This is a genomic window from Agarivorans sp. QJM3NY_30 (genome assembly GCF_050870855.2).
Taxonomy (GTDB): Bacteria; Pseudomonadota; Gammaproteobacteria; order Enterobacterales; family Celerinatantimonadaceae; genus Agarivorans.
Genome location: NZ_CP194038.2, coordinates 1,669,576 through 1,693,804, shown reverse-complemented (window position 1 = coordinate 1,693,804; position 24,229 = coordinate 1,669,576). Strand labels below are relative to the sequence as shown.

The 24,229-nt window shown below is 44.7% G+C and carries 22 protein-coding genes; 12 read left to right on the top strand and 10 right to left on the bottom strand.

All coding sequences use genetic code 11. From position 1 onward, the window contains the following. Window positions 1–124 precede the first annotated feature (124 nt). From ACRRSX_RS07770 to ACRRSX_RS07720, 11 genes are all read left to right on the top strand, one after another. Window positions 125–1,204, top strand: coding sequence for a BMP family ABC transporter substrate-binding protein (locus ACRRSX_RS07770; RefSeq protein WP_432453770.1), 1,080 nt, complete (start codon window positions 125–127; stop codon window positions 1,202–1,204). An 85-nt stretch (window positions 1,205–1,289) separates the two neighbouring features. Next, a complete protein-coding gene (locus ACRRSX_RS07765; RefSeq protein WP_432453771.1) occupies window positions 1,290–2,252 on the top strand; it encodes an isopenicillin N synthase family dioxygenase in 963 nt (320 codons plus the stop codon). Window positions 2,253–2,331: 79 nt separating this feature from the next. Beyond that, complete coding sequence (gene xdhA, locus ACRRSX_RS07760; protein ID WP_432453772.1) at window positions 2,332–3,750, top strand: xanthine dehydrogenase small subunit; 1,419 nt, start codon at window positions 2,332–2,334, stop codon at window positions 3,748–3,750. Continuing rightward, on the top strand, window positions 3,743–6,124 hold the full coding sequence (xdhB, locus tag ACRRSX_RS07755) for a xanthine dehydrogenase molybdopterin binding subunit (RefSeq protein WP_432453773.1): 2,382 nt from the start codon (window positions 3,743–3,745) through the stop codon (window positions 6,122–6,124). The genes xdhA and xdhB overlap by 8 nt, the downstream gene beginning before the upstream one ends. After that, window positions 6,105–7,001, top strand: coding sequence for a xanthine dehydrogenase accessory protein XdhC (xdhC, locus tag ACRRSX_RS07750; protein ID WP_432453774.1), 897 nt, complete (start codon window positions 6,105–6,107; stop codon window positions 6,999–7,001). Before xdhB ends, xdhC begins: the two co-directional genes overlap by 20 nt. Continuing rightward, complete coding sequence (gene uraD, locus ACRRSX_RS07745) at window positions 6,994–7,524, top strand: 2-oxo-4-hydroxy-4-carboxy-5-ureidoimidazoline decarboxylase (RefSeq protein WP_432453775.1); 531 nt, start codon at window positions 6,994–6,996, stop codon at window positions 7,522–7,524. Before xdhC ends, uraD begins: the two co-directional genes overlap by 8 nt. Next, entirely contained in the window at window positions 7,521–7,847 is a 327-nt protein-coding gene (gene uraH, locus ACRRSX_RS07740) for a hydroxyisourate hydrolase (RefSeq protein WP_432453776.1), read from the top strand. Before uraD ends, uraH begins: the two co-directional genes overlap by 4 nt. A 1-nt stretch (window position 7,848) precedes the next feature. Beyond that, entirely contained in the window at window positions 7,849–9,141 is a 1,293-nt protein-coding gene (gene guaD / locus ACRRSX_RS07735) for a guanine deaminase (RefSeq protein ID WP_432453777.1), read from the top strand. A 3-nt stretch (window positions 9,142–9,144) separates the two neighbouring features. After that, window positions 9,145–10,362: a urate hydroxylase PuuD gene (locus ACRRSX_RS07730; protein WP_432453778.1), complete on the top strand. Its 1,218-nt coding sequence runs from the start codon at window positions 9,145–9,147 to the stop codon at window positions 10,360–10,362. 239 nt (window positions 10,363–10,601) lie between these two features. Beyond that, the gene (locus tag ACRRSX_RS07725; RefSeq protein WP_432453779.1) at window positions 10,602–11,498 is read left to right on the top strand and encodes a hypothetical protein; all 897 of its coding nucleotides are present in this window, start codon (window positions 10,602–10,604) and stop codon (window positions 11,496–11,498) included. Between the two features lie 154 nt (window positions 11,499–11,652). Then, window positions 11,653–12,045: a ribosome recycling factor family protein gene (locus ACRRSX_RS07720; RefSeq protein WP_432453780.1), complete on the top strand. Its 393-nt coding sequence runs from the start codon at window positions 11,653–11,655 to the stop codon at window positions 12,043–12,045. 252 nt (window positions 12,046–12,297) lie between these two features. Here ACRRSX_RS07720 and ACRRSX_RS07715 read toward each other — a convergent pair whose 3' ends face one another. The 8 genes from ACRRSX_RS07715 to ACRRSX_RS07680 form a co-directional block, all read right to left on the bottom strand. Continuing rightward, window positions 12,298–13,653: an MFS transporter gene (locus tag ACRRSX_RS07715; RefSeq protein WP_432453781.1), complete on the bottom strand. Its 1,356-nt coding sequence runs from the start codon at window positions 13,651–13,653 to the stop codon at window positions 12,298–12,300. A 209-nt stretch (window positions 13,654–13,862) separates the two neighbouring features. Next, the gene (locus tag ACRRSX_RS07710; protein ID WP_432453782.1) at window positions 13,863–14,621 is read right to left on the bottom strand and encodes a DeoR/GlpR family DNA-binding transcription regulator; all 759 of its coding nucleotides are present in this window, start codon (window positions 14,619–14,621) and stop codon (window positions 13,863–13,865) included. A 138-nt stretch (window positions 14,622–14,759) separates the two neighbouring features. Further along, complete coding sequence (ydjG, locus tag ACRRSX_RS07705) at window positions 14,760–15,749, bottom strand: NADH-dependent methylglyoxal reductase (protein ID WP_432453783.1); 990 nt, start codon at window positions 15,747–15,749, stop codon at window positions 14,760–14,762. Continuing rightward, window positions 15,749–16,702 (bottom strand): carbohydrate kinase family protein, encoded by a 954-nt coding sequence (locus ACRRSX_RS07700; protein ID WP_432453784.1) that lies wholly within the window; start codon window positions 16,700–16,702, stop codon window positions 15,749–15,751. Before ACRRSX_RS07700 ends, ydjG begins: the two co-directional genes overlap by 1 nt. Then, the gene (locus ACRRSX_RS07695; RefSeq protein ID WP_432453786.1) at window positions 16,699–17,544 is read right to left on the bottom strand and encodes a ketose-bisphosphate aldolase; all 846 of its coding nucleotides are present in this window, start codon (window positions 17,542–17,544) and stop codon (window positions 16,699–16,701) included. The genes ACRRSX_RS07700 and ACRRSX_RS07695 overlap by 4 nt, the downstream gene beginning before the upstream one ends. Before the next feature lie 54 nt (window positions 17,545–17,598). Next, entirely contained in the window at window positions 17,599–18,642 is a 1,044-nt protein-coding gene (locus ACRRSX_RS07690) for an NAD(P)-dependent alcohol dehydrogenase (protein WP_432453787.1), read from the bottom strand. An 18-nt stretch (window positions 18,643–18,660) separates the two neighbouring features. Continuing rightward, complete coding sequence (locus ACRRSX_RS07685) at window positions 18,661–20,046, bottom strand: MFS transporter (protein ID WP_432453788.1); 1,386 nt, start codon at window positions 20,044–20,046, stop codon at window positions 18,661–18,663. Between the two features lie 39 nt (window positions 20,047–20,085). Then, the gene (locus ACRRSX_RS07680) at window positions 20,086–21,162 is read right to left on the bottom strand and encodes a zinc-binding dehydrogenase (protein ID WP_432453789.1); all 1,077 of its coding nucleotides are present in this window, start codon (window positions 21,160–21,162) and stop codon (window positions 20,086–20,088) included. A 719-nt stretch (window positions 21,163–21,881) separates the two neighbouring features. Here ACRRSX_RS07680 and ACRRSX_RS07675 point away from each other — a divergent pair. Further along, a complete protein-coding gene (locus ACRRSX_RS07675; protein ID WP_432453790.1) occupies window positions 21,882–22,232 on the top strand; it encodes a HopJ type III effector protein in 351 nt (116 codons plus the stop codon). 61 nt (window positions 22,233–22,293) lie between these two features. Here ACRRSX_RS07675 and ACRRSX_RS07670 read toward each other — a convergent pair whose 3' ends face one another. Beyond that, the gene (locus tag ACRRSX_RS07670; RefSeq protein WP_432453791.1) at window positions 22,294–23,124 is read right to left on the bottom strand and encodes a substrate-binding periplasmic protein; all 831 of its coding nucleotides are present in this window, start codon (window positions 23,122–23,124) and stop codon (window positions 22,294–22,296) included. Window positions 23,125–23,627: 503 nt separating this feature from the next. Continuing rightward, window positions 23,628–24,041 carry a DUF5329 family protein gene (locus ACRRSX_RS07665; protein ID WP_432453792.1) on the bottom strand — a complete coding sequence of 138 codons (414 nt, stop codon included), beginning with the start codon at window positions 24,039–24,041 and terminating at the stop codon, window positions 23,628–23,630. Window positions 24,042–24,229 lie beyond the last annotated feature (188 nt).

The following is a 24,229-nucleotide window of genomic DNA, read 5'->3' as shown; positions in this document are numbered from 1 at the left end:
CTTGTGTTAATCTACTTTTTTGACTTAAATCAAAAAACATGACCAAGTGGCCAGCTTTTTGCTATCGCTATTCGGTATTACAAATAGACAACCACAACCGTTGAATAATGAAATGGAGTTCTTCATGAAAATAAATAAATGGATGGCTGCTGCAGCATTGGCTTTCACCAGCATCCTATCATCAGCATCTAACGCGGCCGACGAACCACTCAAAGTGGGCTTTGTTTACGTTGGTCCGGTCGGAGACCATGGTTGGAGCTACGAGCATGACCAAGGCCGTATCGAAATGGAAAAACACTTTGCAGGTAAAGTAAAAACCACCTTTGTGGAAAACGTACCTGAAGGTGCTGATGCTGAACGAGTGATCACTCAATTGGCGAAATCGGGGCATAAACTGATCTTCACCACCTCATTTGGTTTCATGAACCCCACCCTGAAAGTCGCCAAACGATTCCCAAATGTACGCTTTGAACATGCAACAGGTTACAAGCGATCTAAAAACGTCTCGACCTATGTACTACGAACGTATGAAGGTCGCTATGTTTCTGGGGTTGCGGCAGGCATGACCACCAAATCCAATGTGATTGGGTACATTGCCTCCTTCCCGATTCCGGAAGTCATTCGCGATATTAACGCGGTTTATCTCGGCGCTAAAAGTGTTAACCCAGATGTTAAAATTAAAATCGTTTGGGCCAATACTTGGTATGACCCAGGTAAAGAGGCCGACGCAGCCAACGCATTAATGGATCAAGGCGTAGATGTTATTTTACAACACACCGACAGCCCTGCTCCGCTAATTGCGGCAGAAAAACGCGGCAAGAAAGGCATTGGCCAAGCATCAGACATGAGCCACTTTGCACCAACTGCTCACATGTTCTCAGTGCGTGACTACTGGGCGCCGCATTACATACGCACCGTTGAAGAAGTGATGAATGGCACTTGGAAGTCTGAAGATTACTGGGGCGGCTTTGCTGAAGACTTGCTACATATCACATCGGTTAATCCAAACTTACCGGAAGACGTGAAACAAGCGATTAGCGATACTCAAGAGAAGATCCGTTCCGGCGCCTTCCATCCTTTCACTGGACCAATCAAAGACAACCAAGGTAAAGAAGTGATCCCTGCAGGTAAATCACTGAACGACCAAGAGCTAGCGAGCGTGATGTGGTACGTCGAAGGGATCGACGCCAGCATTCCTAAATAGGAACAATATCCACACTGCAATATACCGCTGCCAAAGCAAAACCTTGGCAGCGGCTTAAACCTCAACCACAGCAATGGAACATGCCATGAGTCTAACCCTGCCCATCATCAACATCTCAGCCTTGGATAAGCCCAATCCTAAAGATTGGCAAACCGTGGCCGACGCCATAGATAAGGCCTGTCGTGATACTGGTTTTTTTTATGTGGTAGGTCACGGCATTCCAGCCGAACAATTCGCCAAAGTACAAGCCATGGCCGAGCAATTTTTTGCGCTGCCAGAGGCGATAAAACAGCAGATTAGTATCCAGCACTCCAGCAATCACCGCGGTTGGGGACAAGTTAGCGCAGAGCAGCTCGACCCCAACGGCCCAAAAGACTTTAAAGAGACCTTCGATATGGCGCTAGACTTAAGCCCTTATCATCCGCAGGTAGCTCGTTGTCCTCAATTGTACGGCCCGAATCAATATCCGCATTTACAGGGTTTTATCCAATTGATGCAACAACAATACGAGCTCAGCTTACAGGTCGCTCTGAAGCTTTTGTCAGCCATGGCGCTGGCTTTAAAGTTGCCGCTGGATTTTTTCACGAAGAGTTTTACTTGCCCAATTAGTGTATTGCGCTTAATCCATTATCCCCCACAACAGGGCCAGCAAAATGGCGCAGGAGCGCATACCGATTACGGCTGCATTACCTTACTTTATCAAGATCAAATCGGTGGTTTGCAGGTTCAAGACCGACACGGTCAATGGATTGATGCCAGCCCTGTAGAAAACAGCTACGTGGTGAATATTGGTGACTTAATGCAACGCTGGACCAACGATTGCTATCAGTCGACACCTCATCGAGTAACCAGCCCTAGCCAACAAACCACCCGTTTTTCGATGCCATTTTTTGTTGAACCGAACTTCGATACCGAAGTAAGCACACTCGACTCATGTTTAGCCGAAGGCGAAAGCAGTCGCTATCCCACGGTCACCGCTGGGGAATGGATTTTATCCCGCTTTGCCGACACTTATGCTTATCGCAGTGAACCAACGCCAGAACAATAGATAGCGTACAAGAATAAAAAATTTGCTCAAAAAGTTGACCGATTGGACAACTAAATAGTTTTAATAGGCAGGAGAGATTATGTTACAGCTAATGATTAATGATCAACAGATTAGCTTAAGCCAACAAGCCGCAGACACCATGTTGCTAAACTTTCTGCGAGAGCGTCAAAACCTAGTGGGCAGCAAAGAAGGCTGTGCCAGTGGCGATTGTGGTGCCTGCACTGTGGTAATGGTAGAAATCGATCTCAGCGGCAAGCTCAGCTATAAACAAATCAACAGCTGTATTACGCCCCTACATTCATTACACGGCAAACAAGTGATTACCGTTGAGTATTTAAAGCAAGGCCAAAATTTGCACCCGGTACAACAGGCTATTGTTGACCACCATGGTAGCCAATGCGGCTTTTGTACCCCCGGTTTTGTGATGTCTTTATATGCCCTATCACGCCAATCGGTTGCCCCTGAGCATCCGGAAGAATTTCTTGCGGGCAATTTATGTCGCTGTACTGGTTATGGCCCACTCATTGAAGCTGCCAAACAAGTGGCAGCAACCGCGAACCAACATACCGATCATATTCGCCAACGAGAAACTGGCGTACAGCATTGGATGGCCGAATGCCCGAGCCTGACCAGTGATAATTATTGGCAACCGCGTTCGCGCCGAGAATTGGCCGAACTTCGCCAGCAACATCCGGACGCGAAGTGGATCGGCGGCGGCACCGATTTAGCCCTAGAAGTCACACAGCAAATGCAACGCATCGATGAGATTATTGACCTCACCTATTTGCCCGACCTCAAGGTCATCGAGCGTATCGAAGGCGGTTGGCGGATTGGCGCGGCAATGCCGCTAAGTCAGGTGCACGCCTTTATGCAACAGCATTACCCCACAGCCGATGAGATCTTTGCCCGCTTAGGCAGTTTAACCATTCGCCATCGCGCAACTTTGGGCGGCAGTCTGGGCAATGCCTCCCCAATTGGCGATATTGCGCCACTACTCATCAGCTTAAGTGGCAAAATTGAACTAGATGATGGCAACAATACTGAATTGTACGCGCCGGAAGATTACATCACCGGCTACCGACAAACCCAACTGCGTCCAGAGCAGTGGATTAGCGCCATTCATCTGCCCGATCTTGCGCCCAGCACCAAACATCAAATTTACAAAGTAAGTAAGCGTTTTGAAGATGATATCGCCACCGTGGTGCTAGCTGTCACCATGCAGTTTGACCAAGAAAATAGGGTCAGTCATTGCATTATCTCAGCCGGCGGAGTTGCGGCTAAATCGGTCCGTTTGAGCGAGCTGGAAGCTTGTTTGCTCGGTCACCCATTTAATCTGCAAAAACTGAAACAAGTACAACAACAAGTCCCGCTATATGTGAAGCCAATTGACGATGTTCGAGCCAGTGCCAGTTATCGGGTTTTACTGGTACAAAACCTATTAAAACGCTTCCATTTATACTGTAACCAACTCCCAACGAGGCTAGCGGCTTATGCGTAAACTCACCACTCAACAACTCCACCAAAGCGCACCCAGCCAAGTAATCGGTCAATCGATGGCTCATGAAAGCGCAGCCAAACAAGTCGCGGGCGAAGCCGCATTTGTCGATGATATGGCCACCCCATCGGGTTGCCTGCATGGTGCAGTAATTTGTAGTAGCATCGCCAAGGGAAAGGTCAGCGAACAACAGCTCGACACTTTAGCCCAACAGCCAGATGTGGTAGCGCTTATTCGTTGCGGCGATATTCCCGGCCACCAAGATATTGGCGCAATTTTCCCAGGTGATCCATTACTCAGCGAGACAGAGATCCGCTACTTTCAACAACCCATCGCCTTGGTATTAGCCCACAGCCATCGCCAAGCTTGGCACATCGCCAAGCAAGCCAGTGATAACTTGCTGCAATACCAAGCCGATGACCAACCGATTATCACTGCCGAACAAGCCCAAGTGGCGGGGAACCCGGAACCTACCGTGTTACCTAGCCACCAAATGGGCATTAACGTTAATCAAGCCGATCTCGCCACCAGCCCATTACAACTAAGTGGTGAGCTAAACGTTGGTGGCCAAGAACACTTCTATTTGGAGGGTCAGGTAAGTCTCGCGCTGCCCACCGAAGATCAAGGCATCATGGTGTATACCTCAAGCCAACATCCTTCAGAAGTACAAAAATTAATTGCCGAAGTCATCAACATTCCTTTTCATCGGGTGACCGTGGACATGCGTCGTATGGGCGGTGGTTTTGGCGGTAAAGAGACCCAGGCGGCACAATGGGCATGTTTGGCCAGCTTGGGCTGTTGGCAAACCGGTAAGCCGGTAAAAATCCGACTGCCTCGTAGCATTGATATGGCAGCAACCGGCAAACGCCATCCTTTCTACAACCGCTATCAACTGGGCTTAAGTAAACAAGGACTGATTGAAAGCGCCAAGATTGAAGTGAATGGCTTATGTGGTCATTCTCCAGATCTCTCGGATGCGATTGTCGACCGAGCTATGTTTCACACCGATAACGCTTATAGCTTAAATAAGGCCGAAGTTGTGGGACATCGTTTAAAAACCGATATGGTGTCACACACCGCATTTCGAGGTTTTGGTGGGCCTCAAGGGATGATCTTAATCGAGCAAGCGATGGAAGACATCGCCATCGCCACCCAACAAGATGCCTTGGATGTTCGCTACCTTAATTTATACCAGCAAGACAATTGCACCACCCACTACGGCATGCCAGTCGAGCAACATCAGGCAATGCGCCAACTGATGCAACAACTGGAAAAAAATTGTGATTACCGAGCCCGTCGCGAGCAGGTGAAACAATGGAATGAAAACAACCCAACCTTTAAAAAGGGGCTGGCTTTAAGCCCGGTTAAGTTTGGGATTTCTTTCACGGCGCAGCATCTCAATCAGGCCGGCGCCTTGGTACACATATACACCGATGGCAGTGTTCAGGTAAACCACGGCGGCACCGAAATGGGCCAAGGCTTGCATACTAAGGTACAGCAAATTGTCGCCCAAACTTTAGGGATCCCAGCTAACTACGTGTTAATTACCGCAACTCGAACCGACAAGGTGCCGAATACTTCACCCACGGCGGCTTCTTCGGGGACCGACTTAAACGGCATGGCAGCACACAACGCGGCCAATGAACTCAAACAGCGGCTGCTGGACTTCGCCGAGCAACATTACCAAATTCCCGCCGAGCAGATCCACATCAGCGATGGCCAGGTACAAGTCGGCGAACAGCATTTAAGTTGGGCCGAATTGGTACAAATGGCCTACCTACAGCGTATTTCTTTGTCCACCACCGGCTTTTATAAAACGCCGAAAATCTGGTATGACCGAAACAAAGCCGAAGGCCGACCCTTCTATTACTTCTCACTGGGAGCCTCTTGCAGCGAGGTCACCATCGACACCCTCACTGGCGAGATGAGTTTAGACAGAGTGGATATTTTGCATGATGTGGGCACCAGCATTAACCCTGCAATCGATATCGGCCAAATTGAAGGCGGATTTATTCAAGGCTTAGGTTGGTTAACCACCGAAGAATTGGTGTGGAACACTGCGGGGCGCTTACTGAGCCAAAGCCCAGCAAATTACAAAATTCCAACCATTGGCGACTACCCGAAACAAATGAATATTACCCTGTTCGACCAAGCTAACCCAGAACATAGTATCTTCCGCTCCAAAGCCGTAGGTGAGCCCCCTTTTATGCTGGCAATTAGTAGCTGGTGCGCCATTCGAGATGCGGTTGCAGCAATTAGTCAGCATCAACTAAGGCCTCAACTGGATGCCCCCGCCACCGGTGAACGTATTTTAATGGCTTGTCAGCAGCAATTTGCTTATCAAGAGGCGCAGCAAGATGCAGAACTGGTCAAATAGTTTATTGCCGAACAATTGGTTAGATGCCTGCCAATTATTAAAGCAGCAACAGCAGCCTTTTTGTATTGCGACGATCTTGGCCGAGGCTGGCTCGGTGCCACGATCCACGGGTAGTAAAATGGTCATTTCGAGCCAACAACAATTTGATACCCTCGGCGGTGGAAACTTAGAATTAAATGTGATTAAGCATGCCCGTCAACAACTCAAGTTGGACCAACAAGACAATCAAATTGAGCGCTTCTCACTGGCTGCCGACTTAGCGCAGTGCTGCGGCGGTGCGGTGCAGGTCTTATTTGAGTACTTTCTAGTTGAGCAAGCTCGGGTCTACATCTTTGGTGCTGGCCATGTCAGCCATGCATTGTGCCAAATACTCAGCCAGCTGCCCTATCAAGTCACCGTGGTCGACAATCGCCAAGATTGGTTAGACTCAATCGCGGTCATTGGTGTAAGCACCCACTATCACCCACAACCTGAACAATATATCGACTCATTACCCGCCAATAGTTATTTGGTGATTTTAAGCCAAGACCACAGCTTGGACTTCAAGCTCTGTTTGGCCGCCCTACAGCGCCAAGATTTTGCCTTTGTCGGGCTGATCGGTTCACAAACCAAGGCGCAGCGGTTTGCCCTAAAACTTCAAGAGCAACTGAGCGACCCCAGCAGCCTGGCGCAACTTTGCTGTCCGATCGGCCTAAGCGAAGTCAGTGGAAAACTGCCGATGCAAGTGGCGGTATCGATCAGTGCCCAGCTCATCCAGCGACTCAATCTGCAGCCCTCAGAACAAGCCATGTCAAATCGTAAACAACAGCGTCAGCAGCAATGGCAATCGAGTAATCGTCTGCGCCAACAACTCCGTGGAGAAACTCAGCATGATTAAGCCAAGCTCAGCCTCAATCGCCGAGCGTTTAAGCTTGCTCAATCAACAAAATAGTCATCAATTTAAGAATGAAATGGCCAATGTTTGTACCAGTCGCCGCTGGCAAAACTTGCTAGAACAAGCTCGCCCCTTTCGAAGCAAAGCACATTTTATTGACAGCGCTCAACAAGCCTTTGCTCAACTAGCAGAGAGCGATTGGCTGGAGGCCTTTGCCGGTCACCCAATGATTGGCGATCTCGCCTCATTACAACAAAAGTACAGCCACGGCAAACACTTAAGTCAAGCCGAGCAAGCACAAGTCGGCGATGCTCAACGGCAGACGCTACAAGCGTTACTGCAACTAAATCAACAATATTTAGCCCGTTATGGCTTTATTTTCATCGTTTGTGCCAGCGGAAAATCCGCCGAAACCATGTTAGCACTGTTGCAACAGCGTTTCGGCCGCAGTCGCGAACAGGAACTGCTCACCGCCGCCGAACAACAACAGCAAATCAGCCATATTAGAATGGAGAATTTATTTTGAGCACCTTGAGTTGTCATGTCTTAGATACCAGTCGCGGCCAACCAGCGACTCACATTCCAGTCCAATTACTTCGCTTTGGCGAAGCCGACTGCTTGGCCGAAGGACTGACTAATGCCGATGGGCGCTTCAGCTTTGCGTCACTCGAATTAAAAGCTGGCCGTTATTGCCTGCGTTTTGTGACCGAAGATTATTGCCAACAACACTTTGGCCAATGCTTCTTCCCGCAAGCTGAGGTGGTCTTTATTAGCGAATCGTCGCAACCGCACTACCACATTCCCCTGCTGCTCAGCGGCTTTAGCTACTCCACCTATCGAGGGAGTTAAGATGCAACCAAGCATTCACCGCGGAAAAATTTTGCATTTCCCCAAGTCAACCAGCAACCCTAACGATAATTACTGCTATCTCGAAGACGGTGTATTAGTGATCGAGCAAGGTCGGATCCTCTACCTCGGTGATGCCAAAGATTATTTAAAAAATCAGCCAGAGCTCGAAGTACAACAACATACAGGGTTACTCCTGCCCGGCCTTATCGACAGCCACGTGCACTACCCACAAATTGAAGTCATTGCGAGCTACGGCAAGCAGCTATTGGATTGGCTAAATACTTATACCTTTCCTGCCGAGCAGCAGTTTTCCAATGCCGTCTACGCTCGTGGTCAGGCCGACTTTTTCTTACAGCAACTCTTTGCCAACGGCACCACGACCGCTAGCGTCTATGCAACCGTGCACCCTCAATCGGTAAATAGCTTTTTTGAAGCCGCCGAGTCCTATAACGCGCGCATGATCTGTGGCAAGGTATTGATGGACAGACACTGCCCCGAGGCGCTCAGCGATACGCCTGAGTCGGGCTATCGCGATAGTAAAAAATTATTGGAGCGCTGGCATCATAATGGCCGCCAACTCTATGCCATTACTCCGCGTTTTGCCCCCACCAGCAGCGAACAACAATTGGCGAAGGCGGGTCAGTTAGCCAAGGAACATCCCGACAGTTTTATTCAAACCCATTTATCGGAAAATACCGCAGAGGTGCAATGGATTAATGAGCTGTTTCCCGAACATTCAGACTATTTATCGGTTTATCAGGCGCACGGACTGGTGAGAGAAAGAGCGTTATTTGGCCATGGTATCCACCTCACCGACCGCGAGTATCGGGCCTTAAGCGACACCGGAGCAACCATCAGCTTTTGTCCTTCCTCCAACCTGTTCTTAGGCAGCGGTCTGTTTAACTATCACCGCGCCCAGGAGAATGGTGTGTCGGTCGCGCTCGCTAGTGATGTCGGTGGTGGAACCAGCCTTAGTATGTTTGCTAATCAGGCCGATGCCTACAAGGTTTGCCAGATGCAACAGACCAGCTTAAGCGCCTTCGAGTCCTTGTATTTATGTACTCAAGGCGCCGCCCAGAGCATGGGCATTGAGCAGTGGGTCGGCAATTTAAACCCCGGCAGCGAAGCCGACTTTATCGAAATCGATTTGCACGCAACGCCCATCCTGAGTCAGCGGATCGCCCGCTGTAATCACTTGAGCGAACAATTATTTGCCATCAATATTTTAGGCGACGATCGACTGATTGCGGCAAGCTATATTGCGGGAAAAGAAGTTTATAACAAAAGGAATTAGTCTATGTGGCCACAGCTTTACGAATGGTTAGCTCTGTTTATTAAATGGTTTCATGTGATCGCAGGCATCGCCTGGATTGGCGCGAGTTTTTACTTTGTCTGGTTAGATAATAATCTCAGAACGCCACCGGAATGGAAATTAAAAAAAGGCATTAAAGGGGATTTGTGGGCGGTGCATGGTGGTGGCTTTTATGAGGTTGCCAAATACCAGGTGGGGCCAGAGAAAATGCCCGAGCATTTACACTGGTTTAAATGGGAAGCCTACAGTACGTGGCTGAGCGGCACCCTACTGTTATTTTGGATTTACTACTTGCGAGCCGAGGCGTATTTAATCGACCCTCAAGTGATGATGTTAAGTGCTGGCCAAGCAGTGAGCATTGGTATTGGTGGGATCGCTGGTGCTTGGTTACTGTATGAAGGCTTGCTGCGCTCGCCAATTGCCGAAAAACCGCTATTACTGAGCGTCATTTTAGTGGTCTTGGGGGCTCTGTTTTGTTATGGCTTTAGCCAGGTGTTTAGTGGCCGCGGCGCCTTCATTCACATGGGCGCCCTTATCGGCACAATCATGGTTGCCAACGTGTGGGTAAAAATAATTCCCGGACAACGCAAGATGGTGGCCCAAGTTAGTGCCGGAGAGGCGGTTGATCCTGCCCCCGGTTTAGAGGCGAAACGCCGTTCGGTACATAATAACTACCTCACCTTGCCGGTGATTTTTTTGATGATCAGTAATCACTATCCGATGATTTACCAACATCACTATAGTTGGTTAATCCTCTGTGCCCTGATCGGTTTAAGTGCCTGGATCCGTCACTTCTTCAATCTGAAACATCAAGGCATTAATAAACCCAGCATCATCGTGAGTGGTGCTATCGGTTTACTACTGTTAGCTATATTCGTCAGCTGGACTGGCAGCAGATCGCAGTTGAACACAGCAAGCACCGCCAGCTCGACGGTTAAGCAAAATGCCTTAACCAGTGCTCAACAACAGGCGAGTGCAATTATTCAGCAACGCTGCAGCTCTTGTCATAGCCGCACCCCAAGTGATGACATGTTTACCACAGCCCCCGGAGGAGTGATGCTGGACCATTGGCAAGACATTGAGCGCTGGAAAGAACGTATTATTGCTCGAGCCACCGTAAGCAAAGACATGCCATTTTTAAATAAAACACAAATGACTGAGCAGCAACGCCTGCAACTACAACAATTGCTCAGCGCGGAATAAATCGAACAATCAGCGCTGAATACCAAAGTAGCCTGGTATTCAGCCTGCTCTCGTTTTTGGCTCGCCTCCGCCCCTGCCAAATTAAAACTCATGGCCTCGCTGTAGACGATTTAGATCAAACTTGTGTCGACTAATTGCAGACAAAACACCCAGCCCGTCAATCTTAATGCGCTTGAACTAAACTTAAAGCAACTTGCTAGGTTCATTTAACGCACCACTGATGGTTTTGGAGAATGGCAATGGATAAATTAACCCTTGAATACCGAAGATATGGCCCTTGGATGATGGAGGTAAAGGCGCTCATCGACATTCCACCGCAATTTGAGCACTACCAACAAGCGATCTTAGCCGCAAAATATTGCTTCAAAGTTCCGGTAGACCAAGCTCGGCGGGATCTAGAGCCAGGCATGCTGATGTATCAAAGTGTGGTGATTCTAGAGGCTAACAGGATCCGCGTACTTAGTTTCAACAAGGCTGCAGAATTACAAGAACAGGCTCTGGACTATGCCGACATCAACTATATAGTTCACAGCGGTGACTTACTGTCCTGTCATTTGCAGCTGTTTTCAAGGCACCACAGCATCCATATTGACTACAGCCTCGTGTCGGTAAACATTGCCGCCAAAGCACTTCACATCATCAGAGAGGCGATGCATCAACATAGCCAGCCGTTAGCGCTGACTCAGCACGAACCCGTTGAGGGGGCTAAACTGCAGGTCTATCAATATTTTTTACAACGTGAAGCAATCACCGAACCCGTGAGTATATTAGCCTTTCAAGCCTCACGTTCCCTCGACGAAGAACTGACCAAAGGCTTCCAGCACTTATTAGCTCGGCTGTTTAGATACAAAATGCAAGACGTATTATTTATGAGTGATGGCCATGATCTAATGATCTCAAATTGGGGGACCGATATCATTCGAGAAAAACGTACCGATTATCATGTTGAGCATTTGTTCATCCCTTGGCGACTCATCAAAGGCATGTCTCTCGGTGAGCACCCTCGTTTCAGCTACCTAAAAACATTACAAGTACAAACTCAATTTAGAGACTTTACTTTTTCGGTAGAAGCAGACTTTTCTCTCGATCCGCTACTGGACTTCCAGCAAAAAATGCAAAACCTAACACTCGCCTAAAAAGTATCACTCACCGACAAAAACACTAAACTCAGTGATTTTTATCGGTGAGCATATTATCGAATCATCCAAACCGGCCAGCGCAGTAACTATTCACGCCAAGCCAAAGGACAGAAATTTGAATTTAAATTGAATTGCATGCAGAATTCTATCGATGACCGATACCACAATTGATATCCAACTGCCTTCCTTAATCCGCCAAATCGGTGGCAACGAAGTCAAACTCGCCAAACAAGTCGCCTTAATTTATAGCTGTCAAATTAAACGTATTCGCCGCTCAAGAAACTGGCTAGTGACTGGCGAAGCACCGCAATTACAACAACTCTCGCAAGCCCTTAAACAACAGCAACCATCAGCCAGTGCGTATCTGATTCACAAAATCGAACAAGGGCTTCAGAAATATGGCGCGCAATTAGAGCCCGTTGCTGTGAAACTACAACGATTAGTGCAAGAAAACCACAACATCACACTAGCCGAGCTCATGCATCTCACCGACTGCAGCATCGCCGAAGCGAGGAGCGCCAGATTTTCCGGCGACGAACTATAAAATGGGTCAGCGCACCATGCCAACTTGCGCATTGCCATTAAATCTTTAACAAACACATATATTCTAGGTTTGAATAAATCAAACAACGGTATCCAAAAAAGGCTGCCTCCGGCAACCTTTAGTGTTTTTACTTTCAGATTCATAGTCAATGAACTGAAAAATAAAACTCAGTGACTCTTTACGACCCTGCTAGTTGTCACCAGTCATTTTACTTCACGCTCAACGAGGACGATGAAAGTCTATCCAATCAAGCTATAACTGAGAAATTTTTTCTAACGAAACCGTTCTGGTTTCGATACCAAAAACAAGCAACAAAAAAGCGCATAAAATTAAAATAGCACCTAATACAACAAAAACCGTTTTTGAGCCATAATCGGTCAACAGCATCGCCACCCCATAAGGCGCAATAACAGCAACAAATCGGCCAACAGCATTCACAAGCCCAGATCCACGTAATCGCATATGCGTTGGCCATAACTCTGGAATATAAACTGCCGAAGAAAAGCATACATACATATAAAGGAAAAAAACCATCACAAGTCCGCATACAATAATTTTTAATTCACTCGTTTGAAGCGAATAATAATATCCCATAACCGCAATAATAATGAGTAAACTAGAGCCAAAAAGTTTTCGAGGGTATTTGTCAATTGTTAAAGTAGCGAAAAACACACCTGCAGGAGCGCCCAACATAATCATCGAAGTCATCACAATTGATTTTGTCACTTCAATGCCAGAATTAACAAAAATGGTTGGGATCCAAACCGTGATCGTATATAAAGATATATTCATCGCAACCAGAACGGTAATGGCAACTAATGTTCGCCTTAACATACTTCCTTTGAAAAGGCTCCAAAATGAATCACTTCCTCTAACGTTTTCTAAATAATAGTTATCCCGTTCACAATGGCTAAGTTTTATATTCTCTTTAATCTCTGTCCGTAACTCAATATTCCGTAAGTTATTTTCAGCTTGCTCTCCCCTGCCTTTTCCTTCCAACCATCGTGGCGATTCGATAAAATATTTCGCGGATAAATACCAAGCGATCAACATCAATACCCCACCCAACAAAAACATCAACCGCCAACTAAAATATGAAATCACAACTGCGCCAATCAACGCCGATATCACAGGTGACCAATTCCCTACGAAAGAAAGCCTAGCAGACCACTTTCCCCTTACGTTAGCGGGGATGAACTCAACAAAAGACGCATAACCAACCATGATCAGGGCACCCATACCGATCCCCATCAAACAGCGGAAAATAATCAACCAGTACATATCTGGAGAAAATGATGCCGCCATTGCTGATATACCAACGATGAGTAAGTTCATACGAAAAGCTTTGCGCCTTCCAAGCTTATCGCCAATAAACCCTCCGGCGACAGAGCCGATAAAGTAGCCCGCCATTAAGGCCGAGGTGAAGGCGGCATTCAGGTAATTATTCGACCAGCCATTACTCACCAGCTCAGCCAAAACGATATTTCCCGAATAACTTAAAAAGCCGGTAAATAACAAGCTCATACTAATAATACCAAATATCTCGTAATGAAAAACTGAGAAAGGGATACGGTCTAGCCGCGCCCCTATATGGCCAACATTATTCATATTACATACCTCTGTACGCTATTGACGAATATATTATTTATAGCCAATAGCAAGCATGATTACTGGCAACTTTATTATTAATAAAATTGCCAAACCAAATTACCATTATTCTATTTACAAATGGAAATCAAATCGCGGCTTTAATAAACTAATCATACTAAGACATATAACAATGTAGTCATTAAGGATGGGGCGCCTAAACAATCACATTAAAATATTAGCTTTATATTATTTTTGTCGCAAAACTCAATCCATTTATTCCCAGGAGATTTATCAGTCACAATATAATTTATATTGTCAAAGTTCACCAATTTAACAAAGGCCTTACGTTCAAACTTAGAGTGATCGACCAAAAGTACAACTTCAGATGCCTGTTTGATCATTGCTTTTTTAACATCTGCTTCCGCGGCCGTAGAATCGAGCGCACCACTTTGCATATCAAGCCCTTTACAACTCATCACCATAATATCGACATGATGTTTGCTAATAGCTTCTTTGGTCATGACACCCTGCATAGAAAGCGACGTTTTATTTAACTCACCACCAGTGGAAACAAGGTTTACCTCAGCGGTCGCTAATTCATGAATAGCTTCCGCTGAATTAGTCATGATTGTGATGTCACTTCTATCTCTTAAAAGTTTTAAAAACTCCATCACAGTGGTACTTGAGTCAGCCGCCAGTGTGGTTACATTTTCTAAGCAGGATTGTGCCTTTAATGCAATAGTCTGCTTTTCTTCATGGAGCGACTTGGTTCTTTTATAAAAATGAACATTATCAATAATGCCGTTCGCATTTAAAACTGCACCACCATAAGTACGCGTAATAAAACCTTGCATTTCAAGCTTTTCAAGGTCACGACGGATTGTTTCTTCGGTCACCTTAAAAATAGTACTCAAATTCACCACGGTAACTTTTTTATCGTTAGTGACCATTTGTTTAATAGACTGAATTCGATCTTTTGCTGACACTGGATTACCTCTGTTTCTTCCCATAAAACATACAAATAAGTATGCCATTCACTATATTTATTTGCAAAATATTGTATTTGAATCACAGAAAAACATGCGTGTTTACCAAAAAAACAGAGGTATTCGTGTTATCAACGATTACTGCCCGTCATCCAGCGCTTCAGCCATTTTCCGAATCAATAAGCTATCTTCTTTAGTCAGTTGAATAGACATTGCCTTCACATTTTCTTTGACCTGCTCTGGTGAAGTTGCACCGGTCAAAATCGAAATATTGTTACTTTGGGCCAATATCCACGCTAACGCGAGAGTTGGAATAGAACACTGATATTTCTCGCATAAAGGCTGCCATTGCTTCAGCATATTGATCACTTTGCCCATATTCTCTTTCTGAAACCATTTCTTATTGGCTCGCGCGCCTGTAGGAATATAGTCGGGCTCAATATCCCCCGTTAACAGGCCTTGCTCCAGCGGTGAATATACCTGTAAAACAATTCCGTGTTGCTCACATAAAGGAAGCAGTTTTTCTTCAACCTCTCTATCTAACAGACTATATTTGGCTTGAACAATATCAAGCTCACCATATTTGAGATAAGTTTCAATATGCTCGATGTCGACATTGGCTGCACCAATGGCTTTGATTTTCCCCTCTTTTTTAAGTTTATTTAACTCTTCCATTGTTTCAGATACAGGAGTAAAGAAAGGTGGAACCGACTGCCAATGCGTCATATAAATATCAACATAATCAACATTCAGACGCTTCAGACTGGTCTCAATTTCCTCGCGAATTGACTCTGGCGATAGATTTTTATAAAGCTGACGCTCACCAACTTTATTAAATAAACTGCCCTTACGTTCCCAGACGATGCCGCATTTAGTCTCAATCACAACATCCTCTCGATTGAGCTGAGCCAATGCTTTACCAACAATCACTTCGCTATTGCCAAAATTATAACCAGGTGCTGTATCGACAAGGTTAATACCGCATTTATGGGCTTCGACAATGGTATCAATACATACCTGATAATCGAGGTCACCATTCCATGCAGGGCCACCGCCTATCGCCCAAGTTCCAAGACCCATTTTAGAGATCTTCAATCCGCTGTTCCCCAACGGGGTCATTTTCATCATTACGCATACTCCTCGCACTCTTTGAGCAATTCTTCAACAATTTTTCTATGGGTAACACCCGTCGTGGCGCCAACGTACAGAACCGATATCGCAGCGGTTGCATTCGCGAAACGAGCACACTCAGCTAGCGGCATACCTTCCAAAATCCCAGATATAAAACCTGATGCAAAGTTGTCTCCCGCGCCGATGGTATCAATCGCTGTAATCCCCTGAACGGCAGGCACAAGCAATGTCTGAGCAGCATTTTTTATATAACATCCTTGCTTTCCGGTCTTAATCACAACCGTTTTTACACCACACGCTAAAAATGTATCCGCGATTCCCTCTAACTCACTTTCTCCAGTTAGTAATTTTGCTTCTTCAAAGTTTGGGAAAAGGTAATCAACATAAGCCAGAGCCTCACGGATATCCGCCAACGTCTCATTAAGCCTTGGTTTAATCATATCGGCGCAAATAGTTAACCCTTCCGCTTTTGCTGCAGAGAAAATCTGTACCAAAGCGTGTCCATTTAGTAATGGGCTATTAAAAATACTTGCAAGAGATAATAATTTGGCCTGTTTAAAACGTGAAAAATCTATATCCTTAAGATTAAGCTTCCACAAACTACCATTTCGATTGGTAACAAAAGTACGCTCCCCATCCTTTGTCACCAAACCGACATTAATTGAAGTATCAATATCCCCATCCACGACAAGATCTTCAATATCTATTCTTTCCCGATTACATGCTTCAAGAATAAAATTTCCTGGTGCATCATTACCTACTCGACTTATTAATGCAGTTTTATGCCCAAGACGAGAAATAATCGTTGCTTCATTGATTGCATCGCCACCAATAGTCATTGAAATTCGTTCTAAAGGATACGAATCAATATCGAACATATTCTTATCCACTGGCTGCAGAGGAATATCAACAATAGCTGCACCAACACAGATAACATCAATATTACTCATACAAGGGCTTCCGCTTTTCCATCTGAACCAAACAATGTAATTTTTTCTAAGGCACGCCCCATAATCGCTTTACGAACTTCACGCTCTAAATGTAAAAATGGTTGATTGCAATTTTTCTTCACCGCAACCATTGCCGCCTCACACAATTCTGTATGAATATTAATTTTTGAGATCCCTAGAGAAATCGCAGTGCTAATATCGTCATCACTAATTCCGGAGGCACCATGCAGAATAATTGGAACCGACACTGCATCACGAACTTTTTGTATAACATCAAAGTTTAATTTTGGCTCGGAAGTATATACGCCATGCTGATTACCAATGGCAACGGCCAACGAGTCGCATGCAGTACGCTCAACAAATTCAGCAGCCTGTGATGGATCGGTATAGTGATAGTTAGCAAGCGCCTCCTCGTATACCGTCTCACTGCCGACATGCCCTAGCTCCGCTTCAATCGGGACACCTAGTGGGTGAAAAAAGTCGACCGCCTCTTTAGTTAGACGAATGTTTTCTTCGAAATCATATGCTGATGCATCTCGCATCAGTGAGTTCATGCCATGCGTCCAAGCATTATGAATAATCTCCATACTGCGCCCGTGGTCCCAATGAGTAATCACCGGAACGGTGGCCTTCTCAGCCATAGAGACCATCGTATGAGCAAAATCCTCGAATGAAGTATTCCCCACAAATCCGGTACCAAAAGAGATAATTACCGGCGATTTGGCCTCTTCAGCAGCATCCATGACCCCCATCAACATTTCAGCATTCCAAACATTGAAATGAGGAATTGCGTAATGCTCACGCTGTGCCTTTTCTTCCCAATACTTAACACTTGACAACATAATTAATTAACCCTTCTTATTTACACCATTGATTTTATTTATTGACACACCGACTCAAGCAATTAGCTTAATAACCCCCTTAATGATTTCTTTTTTATTATTCACCGACTCTTCAAAAGCTCTTTGAACATCTGCATATTCATAGATATGTGTCACCATTGATTTAACATTAAATTTTCCAGATGAGATGGCTTCAATCGTGACGGGATAGCGATTGGCATAGCGGAATACCGTTTGAATACTGACTTCCCGATTAATTTTTAAAAAGTTAATCGCAGAGTCACCCGGAACAGTACCGACGATCATGATTTTGCCACCACGCATAACCAGTTGAGGTGCTTGTTTAACTGTGATTTGCGACCCCGCAGTTTCAAAAACAATATCGGCGCCAAGTTCACCCAATAAAGCTTGAGCACGTTCGACAGTATCTTCTGTTGCACCATTAATGATTGCGGCAGCACCGAGTTCATGCGCCATGACTAAACGCTTTTCTAAAACATCGACCACGACAATTTCAGATGCGCCCATACATAAACAAGCTTGCAATGTCATCAAACCAATACAACCTGCGCCCAAAATAACAATTTTTTTACCCGGCTTAACATCAGCCAACATAGCGGCATGAATGCCTACCGCCGCAGGTTCAACTAATGCGCCTTCCATGGTGTCCATATTATCTGGTAACTTGTAAGTGAAGCTTTCTGGATGACAAAGATAGTTTGCAAGCGCGCCACGGTAGTTGGGCTGCGTCGCCATAAAGTCAACATCAGGGCAAATGTTATATTTGCCTTCTAGACAAAAACGACACTTACCACATGGCACACCAGGCTCAATATTTACTCGGTCGCCAATTTGAAATTTAGTCACTTTATGACCGACTGCGGCCACTGTTCCTGCACATTCATGACCGAGACCTATCTCCTGATTCGGATCTTTGGGTGGGATAAATGGGCCTGATTCAAAACCATGTACATCAGAGCCACAAATTCCAACGTATTCGACCTTAATTAAAACTTCATCATCTTTAGGCACCGGAATTTCCGCTTGAATAAATTCCATAACGCCTGGGGTTTTTAATACTGCTTTTTTATTTTTCATATTTAACTCTCACAAAATTTATGATTCGCTGGTAACAGCATCCATACCTATATTTTCGACAGATTCCCCTTTAGTTTCGACGCCCATAATAGAAATGACGATGGCAACCAGCACAGATACGGACCCTAGTAAAATAAATACACTCGAGACACCATAATTTGTGAGTAACGTTGCAACTGCATAGGGCGCAATAATTCCGCTAATACGACCAACTGAATTTGTTAGTCCTGAGCCCCGTAATTTTGCTTCCGTAGGCCAAATCTCGGGAACATATACCGCTGACGCGTAACAAACGTACATATATACAAAGGTGATTAAAAAGAATCCAAACAATGTAATCATGAACATACTTGTTTGCAGAGAATATGCGTATCCAAGGGCTGCGATGATTAATAACAAACCAACGCCCATCGTTTTTCTTGAAATTTTATCCATGACTAGCATCGCAATAAAAATTCCGAATGGAGCGCCAAACATACTCATGGTATTTAAAACAATAGAGTCTTTTAAATTAATACCTTGTTCCATGAAAATGGTTGGTAACCAATTAATAAGCGTATACTGAACAACATTCATTGCGATAAGTACAAAGGAACCTAAGATCACCCTTTTCAATAAAACACCTTTTAATAAAGCTGAATAAGGCAACTCTTTTGATTTGCTTTGTACCGCTGTATTTATCTCTGGCTCAGCTAAAGGTTTTCCAGTTTGAAGCGTCACTTTTTCTTCAATATCCGTCATGATTGCTTCTGCTTCAGCGTAACGACCTTTGGACTCTAGCCAACGAGGAGACTCTGGAAATTTTTTATAGGCAATCCAAGTTGCAACGATAGATAGTAGAGCGGGGATTAATAATTGTACTCGCCAGTTCAGTTCAGCAGACAGTAATGGGGTTAATCCCATGGCGATCAGCGAACAAATCGGATAAGACCAATTACCTATAAAAGAGGCCCTGCTTGACCAAGTTCCTCGATTACGACCAGGCATATACTCTGTATATCCGGCAAACAACATGACCAATAATGAACCAAGGCCAAAACCCATTACAAAACGACAGGCGATAAGAAAATCCATGCTATATGCGCATGCACCGACGATCATGGAAACAATATGAATCGCCTCAAAAAGCAAAAAGCTTTTCTTTCTTCCTATTCTGTCACCAATAATTCCGCCGATTAATGCGCCAGCGAACATGCCTGCCGTCGTAATAGAAGAAAATACTGCGCTAGAATTATTATCGGTCCAACCCAGTTCCCTTAAATGCGCTAATATCAGCCCACCAACAGCATTGCTCCAACAAACAAGTAATCCAAATGAGACCATAGCAAACATATTAAAATGCCATTGACTATCCGGTAGACGGTCTAATCTCGCCCCACAATGGGGAGGTAGCGTTTTTTCCATTTGTTTATTCCTTCCTATTTAAAAGAAACTAGCCTTATGTCACTCATCAAAGTCGTAGGTCATAATGACTTTAATCGCGGTTTTATCGACCATCGCATCAAACCCTTTTTCCCACTCAGATAGGCCAATACGATGAGTAATCATTGGTTTAACTTGGATAGCCCCCGAAGCCAGCAAACGGATAGCATTTCTCCAGGATGTGGAGTCATAAGCCATATGACCAATGATGCTTTTATTCCAGGCCGTAATGTCATTAATGGAAAAATCTAAAGGCGCAAAACCCATCCCGACTCGTACCACTTCACCATTTGGCCGTAGCATCTCAATGGATTGTTTTAAGGCGATATTGGCACCTGAGCACTCAATCACTAAACCAAGATTATCTTTTCCACATATGGTCTGGCAGCGCTCGACAACATTCTCTCTCGACGCATTTACTACAGCGGTGGCACCCAGTTGTTTCGCGACCCCAAAGCGAACGGCGGCGTCTTCTTCAAGTCCCACAACAACGATATTAACGGCCCCCATAATGCGAGCCATCTGAACCGAAAATAAACCTAATGGCCCAGTTCCAATGACCACAATGTCCTGCCCAGGCAAAAACTTAGACTGCTGAGCAATCGACTTGTAAGCATTACAGATGGGATCAAGAACACATGCTTCTTCGTATTCAACCCCTTCAGGAATTTCCCACAACGCATGACGATGAATGTTGAGGATCTCTCCGGGGACGAGACAATACTTTGAGAATCCTCCTCCCCATTTATTATTATCCAATCCCAAGTTCACTTTTTCTGTACAACACAGAAAATCACCTTGTTCACAAGCAGGACAAACACCACATACATGTCCGCTGTTATCGGATACCACACGCTGACCGACCGCCCAACCTTGAACATTATTGCCAACTTCAACAATTTTACCGGCAAATTCATGGCCACGAACTGAGTTAAACTCATCAGAACCGCTATCAACTTTGTAATGTTTCATATCAGCACCGCAAATTGCTGCAGCTTTGATTTCAACAATTAGATCATCAGGACCACACACTGGAACTGGTGCGTCAATCATCTTATAACCACCAAATTTTTTACCAAAACGAGCTAATGCTTTCATTTAATACCCTCTCTCTAGTTGATTTATCTTTATTTCGTTTGCGCAATCTTTCTATATGGCGCGTTTTGTGTCAACACAAACACCTTTGAAACAAAGATTTTGTGTCAAAAACACAGATTTGATCACAAAATAATGTCCGAACAAAAGAATTGAACCAGTGTTTCAACTTTCTAGAGATAAAATAATGAAGTGACAACACACCCGCGAACCGAAGAAACGGACATAAGATGCGGTTATACAAAGGAAAATCAGCTGTTCACTGCCACTTTCAACTTCACTAACAACTAAACGGTGTATTGTTTATTTGTTAGTGAAGTTTCATAAAATGTCCTAACACGGCGAACCATTCACTCGTTATCGAGTCAGCCCGGGCTCAATGGAGCTTGTGTTGGATACTCGTTGCATAGCAAATTCTTGGAAACAAAGGAAAAGAGCTTGAAGTGGTAACGAAGGCGTTAGCGACGCGCGAAGACGTGCATTTTCGCTGTTACTTTTAGCTTAAATCAATCTTTGGTGACAACTTTCAAAGCTGTCATCGCGCTCTTAAGTAAAAAACTGCATGACACTATCGCCCCTTTAAACAGGGCGCAAAAAAATCATTCTAGAGGACAGTAATCCATAATACGTCTTCCCATTGACCCTAGTGACGATAGCCTCTAAGGTGAATACCATTTGACCCTCTAAAGCCTAAATCAAGCAATCATAGGAAGTTATAACAGATGACGAAGCCAGTACTCGGCCAATTTATAAGCAAACTCACGCAAGCACCACACAGTATTCGTTTTGCAGACAGCATGACGCTGATAGACACGCTTTACGATTTTACGCCAAGCGCTTTTAGCAATGGTCAACAACATAATGCGGCCGGGGAAAACTCTGGTTCATGTAAGATTTTTGCCTTTGCCAAACAGCAAGGTTTAGATGAGCAACAAAGCTTGGCACTTTTTGGTGAGTACTATCAAGATGTACTGAATACACCCGATGGCAACGATCACCAAAACATTCGTCAATTTATGACCAATGGTTGGTCTGGGATCGTGTTTTCGCAAGCTGCGCTGAGTGAGAAATAACGGCGCAAGAATAGCCTTATGCATACAGCCCTCTGTAAGCATAAGGTAACCGAGCTTAAGCTCAATAAAGTGCCAGTTTGTTTTGCGATTGTTCTGAGAGCCACAATTGCAGATGTTTATCAAACAAACGTTCGAAGATCTTAAACTCACTCAGCTGACTCAGATGCTGCTGCAAATGTAGCTTTAAACGCGGAGTATTGCATGCGGATTTTTTAGAAAAAGCAAAATACAGAGGTTCTACCGAGATCGGGCTTGGCAACGCGCTCACCTGTTGCTTTAACCCAGCCAACTCCAACAGGGCTAAACCTTGGTATAACTCGTACAAGAAATAATCAAACCGTTCAGCCATTAACATCTCAAAGGAACGCTCTGCGCTGCCGCTAGCATAAAGGCTTAGATGAGATTTTGCATATTGGTCGAAAGCTTGACCAAAGCTATTATTAGCTAAGGTACCACCACGCTTACCCAATAAATCTTGCCAACGATGAAAAGGAAAATCGTGACCTTTCTTCACCCACACCATACTTAATACATCGGTAAATTGGGGTTCAATGTAATCCAAATATTTTACACGCGCATTGGTTTTAAAAGCTCCCGCAATCATATCGACACTACCATGTTCAGCTTCTTTCAATGCTCGCCCCCATACACCTCGATCACGAGCGACAACTTTGATCCCGGTATCAATTAGCGCCAACTCTAATAGCTCGATAGCGATGCCATGCAATTTTCGATCATGAGATCGCCATAAGATCGGGGGATATTCGGCATTTCCAGTGACCACCAACTGAGAGCAAGAAGAGAAATCCTGACTCGCCGATGTGGGAGAGACAAGGGTGCCAAACATCAAACCGAAAAACAGATAAAGTTTTAATAAATGAGCAATCTGCATGGCACGCCTTGCTTTAAGAAAATATTTTGAGATTTAAACAAAGTTTGGATCTAAGTTAAGCACTGAGCAAATAGTTATTAATGAACTCAACATAATATAACCAGATGAAAAGAATAGAAAACTTTCAAATGAAAGACTGATGACATTGAACGTTCGCAAATCGTACCGACTCATTAAAGCATCCCAGGTGAATGCGAACGAATACCAATCTAATTAATTATACGATCAACTTATGGCGCAGAATAAATCTGCCGATAACCTGCAATAGCGAGAGGTTCTAGTGACAAGATACAACACGCAGTTAGCGATGATTTAGGCCAACAAGAATGAACAGTTAATGAGTTAGATTGGTATAACCACAGTCGATATTGTGTATGAGAGTGCAGCAGTGCTACAACAAATATGTAGCGATGCAGTAGCCATTTTGAATTCGCTGCGTCAAAGAAGAGATAACATGTAGTCGCTCAGACCTGGTCTGAGCGACTACATGTAAGAACTTGAATTTAATTACTTTTGTTGTGATCGTCATAAATCGCAAGTTGTTGATATAGCCAAATGCCAGCTTCCACTTGTTGCCCGTCGACAAATCGAATCAAATAGTGCTGACCACTGAATGAAGACCTGCTAGCCAATTTGTCGATAAACATTTCCGCGGTCCATTGCTCTTTATTTGGAGCAAACCAACTATTTTGAGCACGATCTAGTTTCATTCTTAAATGAGCGACAGCTTGTTGCGAGTCATGCACCGTACCATTACGAATGAACACTAAATGGGTTCGATCCATTGCCTCAAATAAGCCTTCGATACGCGCACGTTGATAGTCCCAAGCTTTCAATTCAGATGCTCTGACAGACAAAATCAAACCGCTGACAATAACAATACTGATGTACCATATGCGATGGAAATGTTGCTTCACTCCCCCTCCCTACGCTATGCCTGTCACTGGTTTCGTCTTTTTTCATATGACTCATGACCGAGTGATGATTAAAACATCAACTTTCACTAAAACCCTTGAGTATATCTGCCCCCTACACAACTAAGCGTGGATATTCTAATCAATAGTGTCTATGATTTTGTCATAAATATCTAACACCTAGCCAATGG